Origin of the sequence: Streptomyces sclerotialus (assembly GCF_040907265.1) — a bacterium.
Lineage (GTDB): Bacteria > Actinomycetota > Actinomycetes > Streptomycetales > Streptomycetaceae > Streptomyces > Streptomyces sclerotialus.
Genome location: NZ_JBFOHP010000002.1, coordinates 4,801,938 through 4,816,810, shown reverse-complemented (window position 1 = coordinate 4,816,810; position 14,873 = coordinate 4,801,938). Strand labels below are relative to the sequence as shown.

At 72.1% G+C, this 14,873-nt stretch carries 14 protein-coding genes; 4 read left to right on the top strand and 10 right to left on the bottom strand.

Translation table 11 applies throughout. The features are described 5' to 3' along the window. Positions 1 to 367: 367 nt before the first annotated feature. Positions 368 to 850, bottom strand: a complete 483-nt coding sequence (locus tag AAC944_RS21450) for a CarD family transcriptional regulator (RefSeq protein WP_003953493.1) — start codon at positions 848 to 850, stop codon at positions 368 to 370. 750 nt (positions 851 to 1,600) lie between these two features. Here AAC944_RS21450 and AAC944_RS21445 point away from each other — a divergent pair. Beyond that, on the top strand, positions 1,601 to 2,251 hold the full coding sequence (locus tag AAC944_RS21445) for a copper chaperone PCu(A)C domain-containing protein (protein WP_030610158.1): 651 nt from the start codon (positions 1,601 to 1,603) through the stop codon (positions 2,249 to 2,251). 233 nt (positions 2,252 to 2,484) lie between these two features. On the opposite strand, the gene phoP is transcribed toward AAC944_RS21445, so the two are convergent. Both phoP and phoR read right to left on the bottom strand, forming a co-directional pair. Beyond that, on the bottom strand, positions 2,485 to 3,156 hold the full coding sequence (gene phoP, locus AAC944_RS21440) for a two-component system response regulator PhoP (RefSeq protein WP_465270440.1): 672 nt from the start codon (positions 3,154 to 3,156) through the stop codon (positions 2,485 to 2,487). Between the two features lie 5 nt (positions 3,157 to 3,161). Beyond that, the gene (gene phoR / locus AAC944_RS21435) at positions 3,162 to 4,475 is read right to left on the bottom strand and encodes a two-component system sensor histidine kinase PhoR (protein ID WP_030610162.1); all 1,314 of its coding nucleotides are present in this window, start codon (positions 4,473 to 4,475) and stop codon (positions 3,162 to 3,164) included. A gap of 297 nt (positions 4,476 to 4,772) precedes the next feature. On the opposite strand from phoR, the gene phoU reads away from it, so the two are divergent. After that, positions 4,773 to 5,450, top strand: a complete 678-nt coding sequence (gene phoU, locus AAC944_RS21430) for a phosphate signaling complex protein PhoU (RefSeq protein WP_030610165.1) — start codon at positions 4,773 to 4,775, stop codon at positions 5,448 to 5,450. Positions 5,451 to 5,820: 370 nt separating this feature from the next. On the opposite strand, the gene AAC944_RS21425 is transcribed toward phoU, so the two are convergent. Further along, positions 5,821 to 6,582 carry a phosphoglyceromutase gene (locus AAC944_RS21425; protein ID WP_030610168.1) on the bottom strand — a complete coding sequence of 254 codons (762 nt, stop codon included), beginning with the start codon at positions 6,580 to 6,582 and terminating at the stop codon, positions 5,821 to 5,823. Positions 6,583 to 6,747: 165 nt separating this feature from the next. Between AAC944_RS21425 and AAC944_RS21420 the strand changes: the two genes are divergently transcribed. Further along, positions 6,748 to 8,049, top strand: coding sequence for an MDR family MFS transporter (locus AAC944_RS21420; RefSeq protein ID WP_030610172.1), 1,302 nt, complete (start codon positions 6,748 to 6,750; stop codon positions 8,047 to 8,049). Here the strand turns inward: AAC944_RS21420 and AAC944_RS21415 are convergent. The 3 genes from AAC944_RS21415 to mshA form a co-directional block, all read right to left on the bottom strand. After that, entirely contained in the window at positions 8,003 to 9,652 is a 1,650-nt protein-coding gene (locus AAC944_RS21415) for a glycosyl hydrolase family 28-related protein (RefSeq protein ID WP_030610175.1), read from the bottom strand. The two genes, AAC944_RS21420 and AAC944_RS21415, sit on opposite strands and share 47 nt — an antisense overlap. 117 nt (positions 9,653 to 9,769) lie before the next feature. Beyond that, positions 9,770 to 10,276, bottom strand: coding sequence for a type III secretion system chaperone family protein (locus AAC944_RS21410; RefSeq protein ID WP_030610178.1), 507 nt, complete (start codon positions 10,274 to 10,276; stop codon positions 9,770 to 9,772). Next, complete coding sequence (mshA, locus tag AAC944_RS21405; protein WP_030610181.1) at positions 10,269 to 11,648, bottom strand: D-inositol-3-phosphate glycosyltransferase; 1,380 nt, start codon at positions 11,646 to 11,648, stop codon at positions 10,269 to 10,271. Before mshA ends, AAC944_RS21410 begins: the two co-directional genes overlap by 8 nt. Positions 11,649 to 11,824: 176 nt before the next feature. Here mshA and AAC944_RS21400 point away from each other — a divergent pair, with 176 nt between their 5' ends. After that, positions 11,825 to 12,652: a class I SAM-dependent methyltransferase gene (locus tag AAC944_RS21400; RefSeq protein ID WP_030610184.1), complete on the top strand. Its 828-nt coding sequence runs from the start codon at positions 11,825 to 11,827 to the stop codon at positions 12,650 to 12,652. Between the two features lie 85 nt (positions 12,653 to 12,737). Here AAC944_RS21400 and AAC944_RS21395 read toward each other — a convergent pair whose 3' ends face one another. The 3 genes from AAC944_RS21395 to AAC944_RS21385 form a co-directional block, all read right to left on the bottom strand. Continuing rightward, a complete protein-coding gene (locus AAC944_RS21395; RefSeq protein ID WP_030610187.1) occupies positions 12,738 to 13,163 on the bottom strand; it encodes an Hsp20/alpha crystallin family protein in 426 nt (141 codons plus the stop codon). Between the two features lie 137 nt (positions 13,164 to 13,300). After that, positions 13,301 to 13,717 (bottom strand): NUDIX hydrolase, encoded by a 417-nt coding sequence (locus AAC944_RS21390; RefSeq protein WP_030610190.1) that lies wholly within the window; start codon positions 13,715 to 13,717, stop codon positions 13,301 to 13,303. Then, a complete protein-coding gene (locus tag AAC944_RS21385) occupies positions 13,714 to 14,838 on the bottom strand; it encodes a CHAD domain-containing protein (RefSeq protein ID WP_078888372.1) in 1,125 nt (374 codons plus the stop codon). Before AAC944_RS21385 ends, AAC944_RS21390 begins: the two co-directional genes overlap by 4 nt. Between the last annotated feature and the right edge of the window lie 35 nt (positions 14,839 to 14,873).

Sequence of the window (14,873 nt, the reverse complement as noted above, 5' to 3'; positions counted from 1 at the left end):
CACACCGTGCCGGGCGCGACGCCCCGACCGGACCCTTCCGTGACGACCGGTCGAGCCAGCTGCCCGGGCCCGGCACATCCGCGCACCTCGGAGCGGAAGAGGGTTTTCCTCGGACCGCGCGGGGATCACAGACACCGACTGGGCTCGGACGCCGACGGGACTTCCGGCCTTCGGCGACCGCCGGGCAGGGCGGACGACGCCAGGCAGGGCGAGGGCCGTCGGTCGCGCCAGATATGCCGCAGCGCCCGGCAACGGACCGCTTCCGGGGGAAGCAGTCGTCGCTCGGGCACCGCGGCATTTTCGTGCTGAGCACCGCCGAGCACCACCACTGAGGGCGATCTCCGTGGAGGCCCGGCAGCGTCGGGCGTCAGGACGCGAGGACCTCGTCGAGCAGAGCCTCGGCCTTGTCTTCGTTGGTGTTCTCCGCGAGGGCGAGCTCGCTCACCAGGATCTGGCGGGCCTTGGCGAGCATGCGCTTCTCACCTGCGGAGAGTCCGCGCTCACGCTCACGGCGCCAAAGGTCGCGAACAACCTCGGCGACCTTGATCACGTCGCCGGAGGCGAGCTTTTCGAGATTTGCCTTGTAGCGACGGGACCAGTTCGTCGGCTCTTCGGCATATGGTGCGCGAAGCACCTCGAAGACCCGGTCGAGCCCGTCCTGGCCGACCACATCGCGCACACCGACGAACTCCGCATTGTCCGCTGGCACACGAACCGTCAGGTCGCCCTGGGCGACCTTCAGCACCAAGTAGGTCTTGTCCACGCCTTTGATCTGGCGAGTTTCGATGGCCTCGATCAGCGCGGCCCCGTGATGGGGATAGACCACGGTGTCGCCAACCTTGAACGTCATGTGACAGGTACCCCTTCCGTGGCTATCCATCCTAACACGGGAACGGTTGGTTCTGAATGGCGTTTTCGCAGGTCAGGGCGTATCTCGGGGCTTGACAACGACGGTCGTGACGTGCATCGGCCGCCTGCCGGAAGCAGGTATTCGCAGGTCGGAGCCGCTTCTTGAGCAGAGCGAAACGCGTCCGTCACACGTCCGGAAGAGCCTGATCGAGAGGACGAACGTCCCGTTTTGCGAGGATCCGGATGGCGTGCTTCCACTACTCCGTTCGGCCTCTCAGGATCACTCCCGTCCGAATCGAGAATTGATCATCCCGTCACCCGGCCGGGTGCACCAGACATGATCAATTCGTGTGACGCGGCGCATTCCTTTGCCATTGCCGCTATTCCTGCGGCGGGCCCGGCGGATTCGTCCGCGGCGGCCACTCGAACGGGCGTCAGGTGAATTCTTCCGGCAGTTCCGGTGAGGACTTCGGCAATCCGGCCGCGCGCCGCCGGCGAGGCCGCCGGGAGGCGGGACGGACGCGTCCCGGCCCGCCGGTCGTGAGCGTGTGGCCGGTGCGTGATCGCTCAGGGGCGGGTCGGGTGCGGGGACGGAAGGGCGGCTCGGTAACCTAGCGGCGCTGACACACCCTTAGGGCGGCTTTACGTACGGCGCCGGCAGACGGCGTACGGAACGGCCGCCCCAGCCGTCCACCCGCGACCGGGCATCACCGTTCGGCCGCCGAAGCTCGTCCTAGGAGATGCCGCCGCCGTGAGCCGCAGCCTTCGACGCGGCGCCCTCGCCGCCACCGTCCTCACGCTCTCGATCGCCTCGCTCTCCGCGTGCGGGGCCGGAAACGACGCCGCGACGCTGCAAGTCAAGCCGGACAACGCCGCGACCTCCGTCGGCGACATCAAGATCCAGAACGCCACCGTGATCACCCAGCCGAAGCCGGACGCCAAGGGCCCGGCCGTCGTGTCCGCGACGCTGTTCAACGACGGCGCGAAGGACCAGACCCTGGACTCGGTGACGCTCGACGGCGGCAACCAGGCCGAACTGAAGCCCGCCAAGGGCTCCGGCAAGATCACCGTGCCGGCCGGCGGCTCCGTCGTCATCGGCGGCAAGGGCAACGCCTCGGCCGTCCTGGCCAGCGGCCGTGAGGCCGTCAAGGACGGCGACGCGCAGCCCGTGACCTTCGACTTCAGCCGTACCGGCAAGGTGTCGCTGCGGGCGTTCGTCGTCCCGGCGAACAGCTACTTCAAGGAGTACGGCCCGGCCGAGGTCCCGCAGCCCGGCCAGTCCGGCTCCGCGACGCCGTCGGGCACCGCCTCGCCGTCCGAGTCCGCTTCCGGGAAGCCGTCGGAGTCGGGCAAGCCGTCCGAGGCCGCCTCCGACGCGGAGTCCGCGCACGCCGGTCACTGAGCCGCAGGGCGCCGTCCCGGCGCCGCCCGGCCCGGCTGACGCCCGCCGTGCCCCGCCGCCCAGCGGGAGCACGGCGGGCGCGGCTGTGCCCACGGAGGGCGCGGCCGTACGCGACGGGCGCGGGCGCGTGTACGGCAGGCAGGCCGGCAACGCCACAAGCGCCCCACCCGGTATCGGGGCGGAGCGCTGGAGCGACGCGTGTCGTACGGGCCGGCCGGCGGGTACGGGCCGGCCTACGGCTCGAACTTGTATCCGAGGCCGCGGACCGTGACCAGGTAGCGCGGGGCGCCCGGGTCCGGCTCGATCTTGGCGCGCAGGCGCTTGACGTGGACGTCGAGGGTCTTGGTGTCGCCCACGTAGTCGGCGCCCCAGACCCGGTCGATCAGCTGCATACGGGTGAGCACCCGGCCGGCGTTGCGCAGCAGCATCTCCAGCAGGTCGAACTCCTTGAGCGGCAGGTCGACCTTGCCGCCGGAAACCGTGACGACGTGCCGGTCGACGTCCATGCGGACCGGACCGGCCTCCAGGGCCTGCGGGGTGACCTCCTCCGGCTCACCGCGGCGGCGCAGGACCGCGCGGATGCGGGCGACCAGCTCCCGCGAGGAGAAGGGCTTGGTGACGTAGTCGTCGGCTCCTATTTCCAGGCCGACGACCTTGTCGATCTCGCTGTCCTTGGCGGTCACCATGATGACCGGGACGTTGGAGCGGCCGCGCAGCTGCCGGCAGACCTCCGTACCGGGCAGGCCGGGCAGCATCAGGTCGAGCAGGACCAGGTCGGCGCCATTGCGCTCGAACTCGTCCAGTCCGTCGGGGCCGGTCGCGGCGATGGCGACCTCGAAGCCCTCCTTGCGGAGCATGTACGACAGAGCGTCGCTGAAGGACTCCTCATCCTCGACGACGAGCACTCGGGTCACGGAAGGACCTCCGGGGCAGGATAGGGCGCGCGTAGCGCTTCCGGGGAAGTGTGGTGGTGGGTGACGGCCGGGCCGTTGAAGGTGTCGTACGGACCGTCCTCGCCATCGAGGTCGTCCGGGTCTGTCGCGGCGGCGTTCCGGCGGGCGTCGCGGTCGCGGACCGCGCCGGCTTCCGGGAGCCGCAGGGTGAAGGTGGAGCCCTGTCCTTCCGAGCTCCACACCGTGACCTCCCCGCCGTGCGAGGCGGCCACGTGCTTGACGATGGCGAGACCGAGTCCGGTACCGCCGGTGGCGCGGGAGCGCGCCGGGTCGACGCGGTAGAACCGCTCGAAGATCCGGTCCCGGTCCTTCTCCGAGATGCCGATGCCCTGGTCGGTGACGGCTATCTCGATCATCGCGCCGCCGGACGCCTGGACGCGGCGGCCGGCTATACCGACGCGGGTGCGGGCCGGGGAGTAGTTGACGGCGTTCTCGACGAGGTTGCCGAGGGCGCCGGCGAGCTGGCTGCGGTTCCCCCATACGTAGAGGTCAGCAGCGCCGCCGACGGCCATGGTGATGGACTTGCTGCTGGCCTGCTGGCGGCAGCGGTCCATGGCCTCCTCGACCAGCTCGTCCACGCGGACCGGCTCGGAGTCCTCCAGAGGGTTGTCGTTCTGCACCCGGGAGAGGTCGATCAGCTCCTGGACGAGGCTGGTCAGGCGCGTGGCCTCGGCCTGCATGCGGCCCGCGAAGCGGTTGACCGCCTCGGGGTCGTCGCTGGCGTCCATGACGGCCTCGGAGAGCAGCGAGAGCGCGCCGACCGGGGTCTTGAGCTCATGGCTGACGTTGGCCACGAAGTCGCGGCGCACCGCTTCTATGCGGCGCGCCTCGGTGAGGTCCTCGACCAGGAGCAGGACGAGGCGGGAGCCGAGCGGGGCGACTCTGGCGGAGACGGCGAGGGCGTCGCCGCGGCCGGTGCCGCGGCGCGGCAGGTCCAGCTCGACCTGTCGTATCTCGCCGTCCCTGCGGGTGTCGCGGGCCATCTGCAGCATCGGGTCGACGGCGAGCTTGCCGCCTCGTACGAGCCCGAGGGCGTACGCGGCCGAGCTGGCCTTGACGACGCCGTCGGCTTCGTCGAGGACGACGGCGGAGGACCGCAGCACCGAGAGGACGGTGTCCACGCCGGGCGGCAGGACGGCGTCGGTGTGCAGGGAGGTACGGGTGGGTTTGGCCTGGTCGCGTTCGCTCCAGCGGAACGCCAGCATGGCGATCACGCCGGTACAGCATCCGGCGATCGCTGCCACTGCGGCGATGGCCGCGTCCACGTTCATGAGTCCAGGTTATGCGCCGGTTGTGACAGTTCCACAGCCGTCAGAGGGTCACCTCGAACACCCGTTGCCGAGAGTTCACCTTCACGTCGGTACTGGTTCACTCCGGATGGGCGAACCGGTCGCATCCGGCCCCGAACGTGGGAGCGTGGGGATCCTAGACCCACGCCACCAGGGGCGCAGCCCTCGCAACCACGCAGGGCACGGGCCCGGAGGGCGACGGGCGTCACAGGCCCGCACCGTAAGGGACGGGCGTCGCAGGCCCCACACCGTAAGACTCGATGCGAGAGAAGGTCACTGATGCGGGACGCGTACCACGAGGAGCTTGACTCGATCGGCGAAGGCCTGGTCGAGATGGCCAGGCTCGTCGGCTCCGCGATCGGGCGCGCCACCACGGCGATACTCGACGCGGACCTGAAGCTGGCGGAGAACGTGATCGCCGGCGACGAGAAGGTAGACGATCTGCAGCGGGACCTGGAGGCCCGGGCCATAGCCCTGCTGGCGCGCCAGCAGCCGGTGGCCACGGACCTGCGGATCGTCGTCACGTCGCTGCGGATGAGCGCGGACCTGGAGCGGTCCGGTGACCTGGCGCAGCACGTCGCGAAGCTGGCGCGGCTGCGGTTCCCGGAGACGGCGGTGCCGCGGGACCTGCACGCCACGATCCTGGAGATGGGGCAGCTGGCGCAGCGCCTGATGGCGAAGGCCGGCGAGGTCATCATCACCAAGGACGTCGACCTGGCGCTCCAGCTGGAGCAGGACGACGACGCGATGGACCTGCTGCACCGCGCGCTGTTCCAGCACCTGATGGACGACCGCTGGAAGCACGGCATCGAGACGGCGGTGGACGTCACGCTGCTGGGCCGTTACTACGAGCGGTTCGCCGATCACGCGGTGTCGGTGGCCAAGCGTGTGGTGTACCTGGTCACGGGCGAGCACGCCGACGAGATCGCACCGTCGGCGGCGGTGGAGGGCGCCTGAGCGCTCCGCGAGCGGGGCGTGCGGAGGGGCCGGAGTGTCCCGCACGTGGGGCGCGCGGAGGTACGCGCGCCCTGACCCGTGCGGCCACGCGCCGTTGGTGCGCCTCCCCTGATGGGTAAGGGAGGGAAGGAACCTCCCTCATGGCTGCCAACCAGGAGGCACTTCATGCCCCACTCGTCTGTTTCCACCACCCCCGCGCCCGACACGGCCAACGGCTGCTCCTGCGGCCCCGGCTGCAGCTGCGGCTGCCAGTCGGGCGGTCCCTGCCAGTGCGGCGGCAGCTGCGGCTGACCCGCCCCTCACGGCACCGAGCCCCCTGCCCGCGGGAAACCGCAGGCAGGGGGCTCGTCGTTGCGGAGACGCTGCGGGCTTACTTCTTCTTGCCCTGGTTCTTCACTGCCTCGATGGCGGCCTTGGCGGCTTCCGGGTCGAGGTAGGTGCCGCCCGGGTTGAGGGGCTTGAAGTCGGCGTCGAGCTCGTAGGTGAGCGGGATGCCGGTGGGGATGTTCAGGCCGGCGATGTCCTCGTCGGAGATGCCGTCGAGGTGCTTCACCAGGGCGCGGAGGCTGTTGCCGTGGGCGGCGACCAGGACGGTGCGGCCGGTGAGGAGGTCCGGGACGATGCTGTCGAACCAGTACGGCAGCATCCGGATGACGACGTCCTTCAGGCACTCGGTCTGCGGGCGCAGCTCCGGCGGGATGACGGCGTAGCGGGCATCGGAGAACTGGGAGTACTCGGCGTCGCGGTCCAGCGCGGGCGGCGGGGTGTCGTAGGACCGGCGCCACTTCATGAACTGCTCCTCGCCGAACTCGGCGAGGGTCTGGGCCTTGTCCTTGCCCTGCAGCGCGCCGTAGTGGCGCTCGTTCAGGCGCCAGCTGCGGTGGACCGGGATCCAGTGCCGGTCGGCGGCCTCCAGGGCCAGCTGCGCGGTGCGGATGGCGCGCTTCTGGAGGGAGGTGTGCACGACGTCGGGGAGCAGGCCGGCGTCCTTGAGCAGCTCACCGCCGCGGACCGCCTCCTTCTCGCCCTTCTCGTTCAGGTTGACGTCCACCCAGCCGGTGAACAGGTTCTTCGCGTTCCACTCGCTCTCGCCGTGGCGGAGGAGGATGAGCTTGTACGGTGCGTCGGCCATGCCTTTGAGCGTAATCGAAGAGGGGGGCCGTTCCGGCAGGGGCCCGGCCTGTGGACACGCGGGCGCTCGTCTGTGCCGGGGCGGTGACGTTTGACGGTTCGTGTTAATCCAGTGGCCGGGTGTGACCTGGATATGTAGGTTCTCCTTCGTGGGTGTGCCACTTACATGGGTGCGGGCGGGGGAGACAGCGTGAGACAGGCGGTCGTCGCGAGTGTGGCGGGGTTGCCACGGCAGTTCTGGTGGCTGTGGACGAGCACGCTGATCAACCGGCTGGGCGCGTTCGTCGCGACCTTCCTGGCGCTGTACCTCACGGTCGAGCGCGGGTACTCGGCCTCGTACGCGGGACTGGTCGGCGCGCTGTACGGGCTGGGCGGCGTCGTCTCGTCCGTGGTGGCGGGGGTGGCGACCGACCGGCTCGGGCGGCGGCCCACGATGCTGATCGCCCAGCTGGCGACCGCGGTCTCGGTGGCGCTGCTGGGCTTCATGACGGACCCGGTGGCCATCGCGGTGGTGGCCTGCGTGGTGGGCATGGCGACCAACGGCTCACGGCCCGCGGTGCAGGCGATGATGGCGGACATCGTCGCGCCGGAGGACCGGGTGCGGGCCTTCGCCTTGAACTACTGGGCGCTGAACATGGGCTTCGCGATCTCCTCGTCGCTGGCCGGGCTGCTCGCCCAGTACGGCTATCTGCTGCTCTTCCTCGGTGAGGCGGCGCTGGTGCTGGCCTGCGCGGTGGTGGTGTTCGTGAAGCTGCCCGAGTCCCGGCCGAGTGAAAGGACATCGGAAGGCAGCACTGCGCAGGAGCCGGTACGGCCCGTGTCGATGACGAGCGTGCTGCGGGACGGGCGTTTCATGACCGTCGTCGGGCTGAATCTGCTGCTCGCGCTGCTCTTCCAGCAGGCGTACGTGTCGCTGCCGGTGACCATGGGTCAGGCGGGCTTCAGCAGCTCGGACTTCGGGCTGGTGATCGCCACGAACGGCGTGCTGATCGTACTGCTGCAGATCCCGGTGACCCGCTTCATCGAGCACCGCAGCCCGGCGGCGCTGCTGATCGGCTCGGCGCTGCTGACCGGGTACGGGTTCGGGCTGACCGCGTTCGCCGGTTCGGTGGCGCTGTTCGCGGTGACGGTCGCCGTCTGGACGCTCGGCGAGATCATCAACTCGCCCACCCAGATGGGGCTGGTGGTCCGCCTCTCCCCCCTCCACGGCCGGGGCCGCTACCAGGGCATGTACGCACTGTCCTGGTCGGTGGCCGCGCTGGCGGCCCCGCTGCTCGGCGGGACCGTCATCGACCGGTACGGCCCGGAGGCCCTGTGGACCGGCTGCGCGGCCGTCGGCACGGTGGCCGCACTCGGCTACGGGCTGCTGCTACGGCGGATGAACGCCGAGGACCGCGCGCGGGCCGCGGCCCCGGCCCCCCTCACGGACGCAGCCGGCGCTGTGCCTCGTACAGGTTCCGTGGCCTGACCGATCCGGGGCGGCCGTAGGCGACGAGCCTGCTGTGCAGGTCGCCCGTGAAGTCCGGTTGGTCGATCTGGCCGAACTCGCGGACCTTCGAGATGCCGGCGGTGACGCTGTACGGGGCCAGGCCGTCGATCTTCACCATGCCGGCCCGCCCGTTCGTGACGCGGACGTTCCAGTGCGTGAAGCGGGCCCCGAAGAGCGGCCCCGCACGCAGGTCGCCGCCGTGCTCGCCGGTGTTGTCGATGACGATGTCGGTACGGACGTTGGCGAACGGCATGCCCCGGTGGGAGTCGAACGTGCCCATCTCCATGCGGCCGCGCGACCAGACGTTGTAGCTGGACAGGTTCTCGACGTTGATGCCGTGCAGGATGGTGCCGGGCGGCGCGGGGACGCTGCGCCGCTCGATCACGAAGTCCTCGAAGAGGTTATCGTGCGCGCCCTCGCGGCAGTAGTACGGATGGTGGGACCCGCGGCCCGCGACACGGGTGTCGCTGATCGTGCAGGAGGACGAGGCGGTCAGCCCGAAACCGTTGTCGACGTGGCGTGCGACGACGTCCCGTACCCAGCAGTCGTACGCGCACTGCAGGAGGACGCCGTTGTAGCCCTTGTCCTGGAGGTGCAATGACTGCGGCGTCTCGACCGCCTCGATCGTCAGGCCCTCGACCCCGGCGCCGGTGAGCGCGGGTACGTGCGTGGTGAGCCGCGGGGTCCACTCCGGACGCACGTCGAGGGGCAGCGGGCGCTCCAAGGTCACCCCGCGCCCCTTGATACGGACGATGCGTACGGGCCACTCGTACGGGACGAAGCTGTTGAGCTTCTCCCTGCCGTCCCAGGTGTACGAGGCGGGCCCTGGACCGCCGCCCGCCATGTGCTGGAGGAGGGTGTGGTCCTTGTCGTCGGCCAGCTGGAGGAGGACGAGGGCTCCGGGGCGCAGGCGCGAGGTGTCGGCGACCGTCACCGTCCGGTCACCGCGGCGCGCCGGGCGTACGGCGGTGAGCGGGCGCCACTCGTCGCGCCGGTTGCCCGTCCAGCCCTCGAACGGCCATTGCTTCTTCCTGATCGCCGCGACGAGGGAGTCGTACCGGGCCGTGGGGCAGAGCCAGATGAGGCCGCCGGTCCAGGACCAGGCGGACTTGTCGCCGCCGTACCGGCTGCCGTACGGGCCGATCAGCTCGGTGAGGTGCTTGGTGGCGAGCAGCTTCGTCCGGCCGCTGCCGGCGCCGCGCAGCACGACGCCGTCGCGGCCGATGCGGATCACGTCGTCGATGCGGAAGGTGCCGGGCGGCAGGGTGACGGTGCCGCCGCCGCGGCGGCCCGCGGCCTCCAGGGCGCGGTTGATGGCAGGGGCCGAATCCGTCCTGCCGTCCGCGCGGGCGCCGTGGTCGCGTACGGCGTCGATGACGGGCCCCTGGCCGGCGGCCCGGGGGCCGCGCCGGCAGCCGGCCAGGCCGACGTACGGGATCTGCGGATGCGTGAAGGGCCGGGCGGTGAACTCGTTCCAGAGAGCCGTGTCGTGGCCGGCCGCCGAGGCCGGGAGAGCGGGCAGCGCCGCGGCCGCCGCCGCGGCGGTCGCGCTGCCCAGCAGGGTGCGCCTGCTGATGTCCATGGGGCCGCCCTTCATGCAGGTGAAGAGGTGCATGGGAGAGGAGGCCGCGAGCATGGCACGCGCCCGCCGGGCGGTGGAAGAGCCGGGAAGGGTGACCGCGAAATGGGCCGGAAAGTGCTACTTGTCTCGGCCGGTCAGATGGGCGAACGCCTCGAGGTTACGGGTGGACTCGCCGCGCGCGACCCGCCACTCGTACTCCTTGCGGATCGCGGAGGCGAAGCCCATCTCCAGCAGGGTGTTGAAGGAGCCGTCGGCGTTCTCCAGGACCGTGCCGAGGATGCGGTCCAGCTCCTCGGGGGTGACGGCCGCCAGCGGCAGCTTGCCGACCAGGTACACGTCGCCGAGCTTGTCGACCGCGTAACTCACGCCGTACAGCCGGGTGTTGCGCTCCAGCAGCCAGCGGTGGACCGCTTCGTGGTTCTCGTCCGGGCGGCGGACGACGAACGCGTTGACCGACAGGGAGTGCCGGCCGACCAGCAGCGAGCAGGTGGTGGAGAGCTTGCGGGTGCCGGGCAGCTTGACGACGTAACTGCCCTCCGCCGGTGACTCCCACTCCAGCCCGGCGTCGTTCAGTGTCTCCTCGACGACCTGCCGCGCGTCCGCGGCCCTGCTGTCCTCAGCCATGCGGTGATCGTAGGCGACGGCGCCGCTCCTGCATCGCGGCGGTGTACACGTCGGCCGTCGCGGAGGCCGCCGCGTCCCAGCCGAAGGAGGCGGCGTGCCGCGCGGCCGCCGCGCCCATCCGCAGCGTGAGCGAGGGGTCGTCGGCGAACCGGCGCAGCGCGCGGGCGTAGTCCGCCGGGTCGTGGCCGTCGACGAGGAAGCCGCTGACGCCGTCCTTCACGGCGACCGGCAGGCCGCCCACCGACGCGGCGATCACCGGGGTGCCGCACGCCTCGGCCTCGATGGCCACCAGCCCGAAGGACTCGCTGTACGAGGGCATGACCAGCACGCTGGCCGCGCGGTACCAGTCGGCCAGCTGGTCCTGGCCGACCGGCGGCCGGAACCGTACGACGTCGGCGATGCCGAGCCGCGCCGCGAGCTTCTGCAGGCCCTCGGGCTTGGCCAGGCCGCTGCCGCTGGGCCCGCCGACGACGGGGACGACGATCCGCGAACGCAGCGAAGGGTCCTGGTCGAGCAGTACCGCGACGGCCCGCAGCAGGATGTCGGGGGCCTTCAGGGGCTGGATGCGGCCGGCGAACAAGGGGATCAGCGCGTGCTGGGGCAGGCCGAGGCGCTCCCGGGCCGCCGCCCGCTCGTCCGCGACCTCGCTGCCGGCCGTGCCGCTCGCCGGGCGGAAGCGGTCGAGGTTGACGCCCGGGTGCACGACGGCGACCTTGCCGGGCTCGGCCTCGTAGTGCCGGACCAGCTCGCCGGCCTCCTCGGCGGTGTTGGCGATCAGCCGGTCAGAGGCGCGCACGATCTGGGTCTCGCCGATGACGCGCGCTGCCGGTTCGGGGGTGTCGCCCTCCGCCAGCGCGGCGTTCTTGACCTTGGCCATGGTGTGCATGGCGTGCACGAGCGGCACGCCCCAGCGCTCGGCGGCGAGCCAGCCGACGTGGCCGGAGAGCCAGTAGTGCGAGTGGACCAGGTCGTAGTAGCCGGGGCGGTGACCGGCCCAGGCCTGCATGACGCCGTGCGTGAAGGCGCACAGCTGGGCGGGCAGGTCCTCCTTGTTCAGCCCCTCGTACGGGCCGGCGTCCACGTGGCGTACGAGGACGCCGGGCGCCAGCTCGACGGAGGGCGGCAGGGTGCCGTTGGTGGCGCGGGTGAATATCTCGACCTCGATGTTGAGCGAGGCGAGCTTCCTGGCCAGCTCGACGATGTAGACGTTCATGCCGCCCGCGTCGCCCGTGCCGGGCTGGTGCAGCGGGGAGGTGTGCACGCTCAGCATCGCCACCCGGCGCGGCTTGCGGGAGCCCCCCAGCCGCAGCCGGGCGGGGCCGGCGAACTGGCTCTGGGGACGGCCGCGGAGCCGGGACACGTATTGGCTCACTGCGAGCTACCTCCCAAAATCCGGCAGAAATCCGGCGCAAGAGCGCCTCTCAACCGGCCAACAACGGAGTCGCCCGAGCCATTTCCCGCCAGGCGCCGCACCCCGCCCTCTTTGCCAAAGCGTGACCCTCGTGGGCATCGGTCCGGGGCCCGCCGCGCAGCACATAAAGTCATGTCATGGCCCGCAGCTCCTCCCCGTCCCCCTCCGCACGCCCGGTCGGGAACGCCACCCGCGGGACCACCAACCCCAACCGGTTGCGCCGCATGGACCGCTGGATCGCGGCCACGCACGGCCCGCAGCTGCGCCGTACCGCCGATCCGGTCGCCGTCGACCTCGGTTACGGGGCCGCGCCCTGGACGGCCGTGGAGCTGCTGGACCGGCTGCGGACGGCGCGCGGGGACGCGGCGGTGGTGGGGGTCGAGATCGATCCGGAGCGGGTCGCGGCGGCCCGGCCGTACGAGCGGGACGGGCTGGTCTTCCTGCACGGCGGCTTCGAGGTGCCGCTGCCGGGCGCACCGGGCCGCGCCCCCGCGCTCATCCGGGCGGCGAACGTGCTGCGGCAGTACGGGGAGGCCGAGGTGGCCGAGGTCTGGGCGCGGCTGTGCGCGCGGCTGGCGCCGGACGGGCTGCTGGTGGAGGGCACCTGCGACGAGATCGGGCGGCGGCACGTCTGGGTGGCGCTCGGCCCCGAAGGTCCGCGCACGGTCACCTTCGCGGCCCGCCTCGGTTCCCTGGAGACCCCCTCCGACCTGGCCGAACGGCTTCCCAAGGCGCTGATCCACCGCAATGTGCCGGGCGAGCCGGTGCACGCCTTCCTGCGGGACTTCGACCGGGCCTGGGCGGCGGCCGCCCCGTACGGCGCGCTCGGCGCCCGCCAGCGCTGGATCCGGTCGGTCACCGCGCTCCACGCCGCGGGCTGGCCGCTGGCCGACGGGCCGCGCCGCTGGCGCCTGGGCGAGGTCACCGTCCGCTGGGCGGCGCTGGCACCGCGGGGCACGGCCTAGGACCGGACTTCCGGACACGCGTGGGCGCCGCGCGGAGAGCCCGCGCGGCGCCCTCTGTCCGCCTCCGGCTGCGGCCTTCTCCGCCTCAGCCCTGGATCTGCTGCGGCCCGCTCGTGCCGCCGCTGATCTCGATCCGGCGGGGCTTGGCCTGCTCGGCGACCGGGATGCGCAGCGTCAGGACGCCGTTGTCGTACGAGGCGTCGATGTGTTCGGTGTCCAGGCTCTCGCCCAGGAAAAGCTGGCGGCTGAACGTGCCGGTGGTGCGCTCGGCGGCGATCAGCTCGGCGCCCTCAGGGGCGGGCGTGCGGCGCTCGGCACGGACGGTCAGGACGTTCCGCTCGACGTCGAGGCCGATGCTCCCGGGGTCGACGCCGGGGAGGTCGAAGTGGACGACGAAGGTGTCGTCCGCGCGGTAGGCGTCCATCTGCAGGGACGCGGGCCGCGCCGCCGTACCGAACAGCTGCTGGGTGAGCCTGTCGAACTCGCGGAAGGGGTCGGTACGCATGAGCATCACGGGTCATCTCCCTTCGGATCGCTGTCTGCTGACTGCGATGCCCTTCGCACTCCGGTATAGCCCTACGAAGAAAAATTGACAAGCCCCGACTCAAGTCAGTGCGGGGCTTGCCCGGATTTCCGCGTCACCCCAGGTCAGGCCGTACGCAGTGCCGCCAGGAACGCGTCGACCAGCGGCCGGTCCCGGTCCTGGGTGAGCAGGCCACGGGCCTCGGCGGGCGGCAGCCAGGCCACCCGGTCGACCTCGTCGTTCGGGACGAACGTGCCGCCGCACGCCTCGGCCGCCCAGTAGCGGACCTCCTTGGGACGGCCGTTCACCTCGTAGTACGTGGCCGGCAGCTCGGGACCCGGGCGGCAGTCCATGCCGGTCTCCTCCGCGACCTCGCGCACCGCCCCCGCGAGGGCCTCCTCGCCCCGCTTGAGCTTGCCCTTCGGGTGCGACCAGTCGTCGTACTTCGGCCTGTGCACCAGGGCGATCTCCACGCCGCCCGGCGCGGACGCGCGGCGCCACAGGACACAGCCCGCCGCCCGGATCACCGTTCCGTCGCTCATCCGGCCCGCCAGGCCCGGCTGAAGGCGTAGCGGGCCGCCTCGACCTCGTGGCGCTGGTCGGCGTGGAGGATGCCGAGGGCGTAGGCGGTGGCCGGGGCGATACGCGGGGTGCGGGCGGCAGCGGCGGCGGCAGCGGCGGCCTCGGCCGCGTCCCGGTGCCGCTCCAGCGCCCGCCCCGCCTCCACCAGCCGCAGGTCGGTGACGCCGCCGTCGGCGACCTCCTGCGCGTACCTGCTGTGCCGCAGCAGCAGCCGGGCCTGGTGCCAGGGGGCGTCGTGGCGGTCGTCGGCGATCAGCGCCGCCGCGTTGTACGGATGTCCGGCGCGGGTCAGCGGCAGTGCGGCGACGGCCTCGGCCAGCCGGCGGTGCGCCTGGTCGGCCAGCGGCGGCAGCGCCTCGCCGGCGGGCCGGTCGGCGGCGTTCTTGTCCAGCGGGGCCTCGGAGGCGAGCACCGCCACGGCGTCCGCGACGGCGTGGAAGCGCGAGGAGCCGAGCGCCTGCAGGGCGGCGGAGTGGGCGCGGGTGCGGGCCAGGGTCAGCTGCCGGTCCAGCAGCGCGCCGGCCCGGGCGGCCCCGGCCGCGGTGGTGGCGGCCGGGTCCTTGGGGTCGCGGGTCCGCTCCTCGCGTGCCCGGCCTTCTCTGCTACCGGTGTCTCCGGCCCCCGCCGTGCGGGACGGCGTCCGCTGGGGCGCGACACCGCCCTCGGACGCTCTGGAGGTCCCGCTCGGTTCGGCGGGGCCGGCCACGCGGTGCAGCGCGGCCAGCAGGCGTTCGAGCCGGTCGGCGTAGGAGTGCTCGCGGGCCAGGGTGCCCGACAGCCAGCCCAGTTCGGCGCGCAGCTGGTCGGCCCAGGCCTCGTCGGTCAGCGGCCGGAAGGTGAGCAGCGCGCCGCTGATCCGGCGTGCGGCGGCGCGCAGTTCCCGCGCCGCGTCCCCGGCGCCGCGCACGTCCGAGCCGCCCTCGCGGTGCAGCCGCAGGCCGCGCAGGAACGCCGTCGACTGTTCGTGGAGGTAGCCCGAGAGCACCTCGCCGGCGGTCACGCGGTCACGCGGCAGGCCGGTCACCGCGCCGAGCAGGCCGGCCGGTGCGGGCGCCGTGCTCCGGTTCGCTCCGTGCGTCATGCCGTCCTCCTCACGGTGGCCGCGGCGGCCGGGCA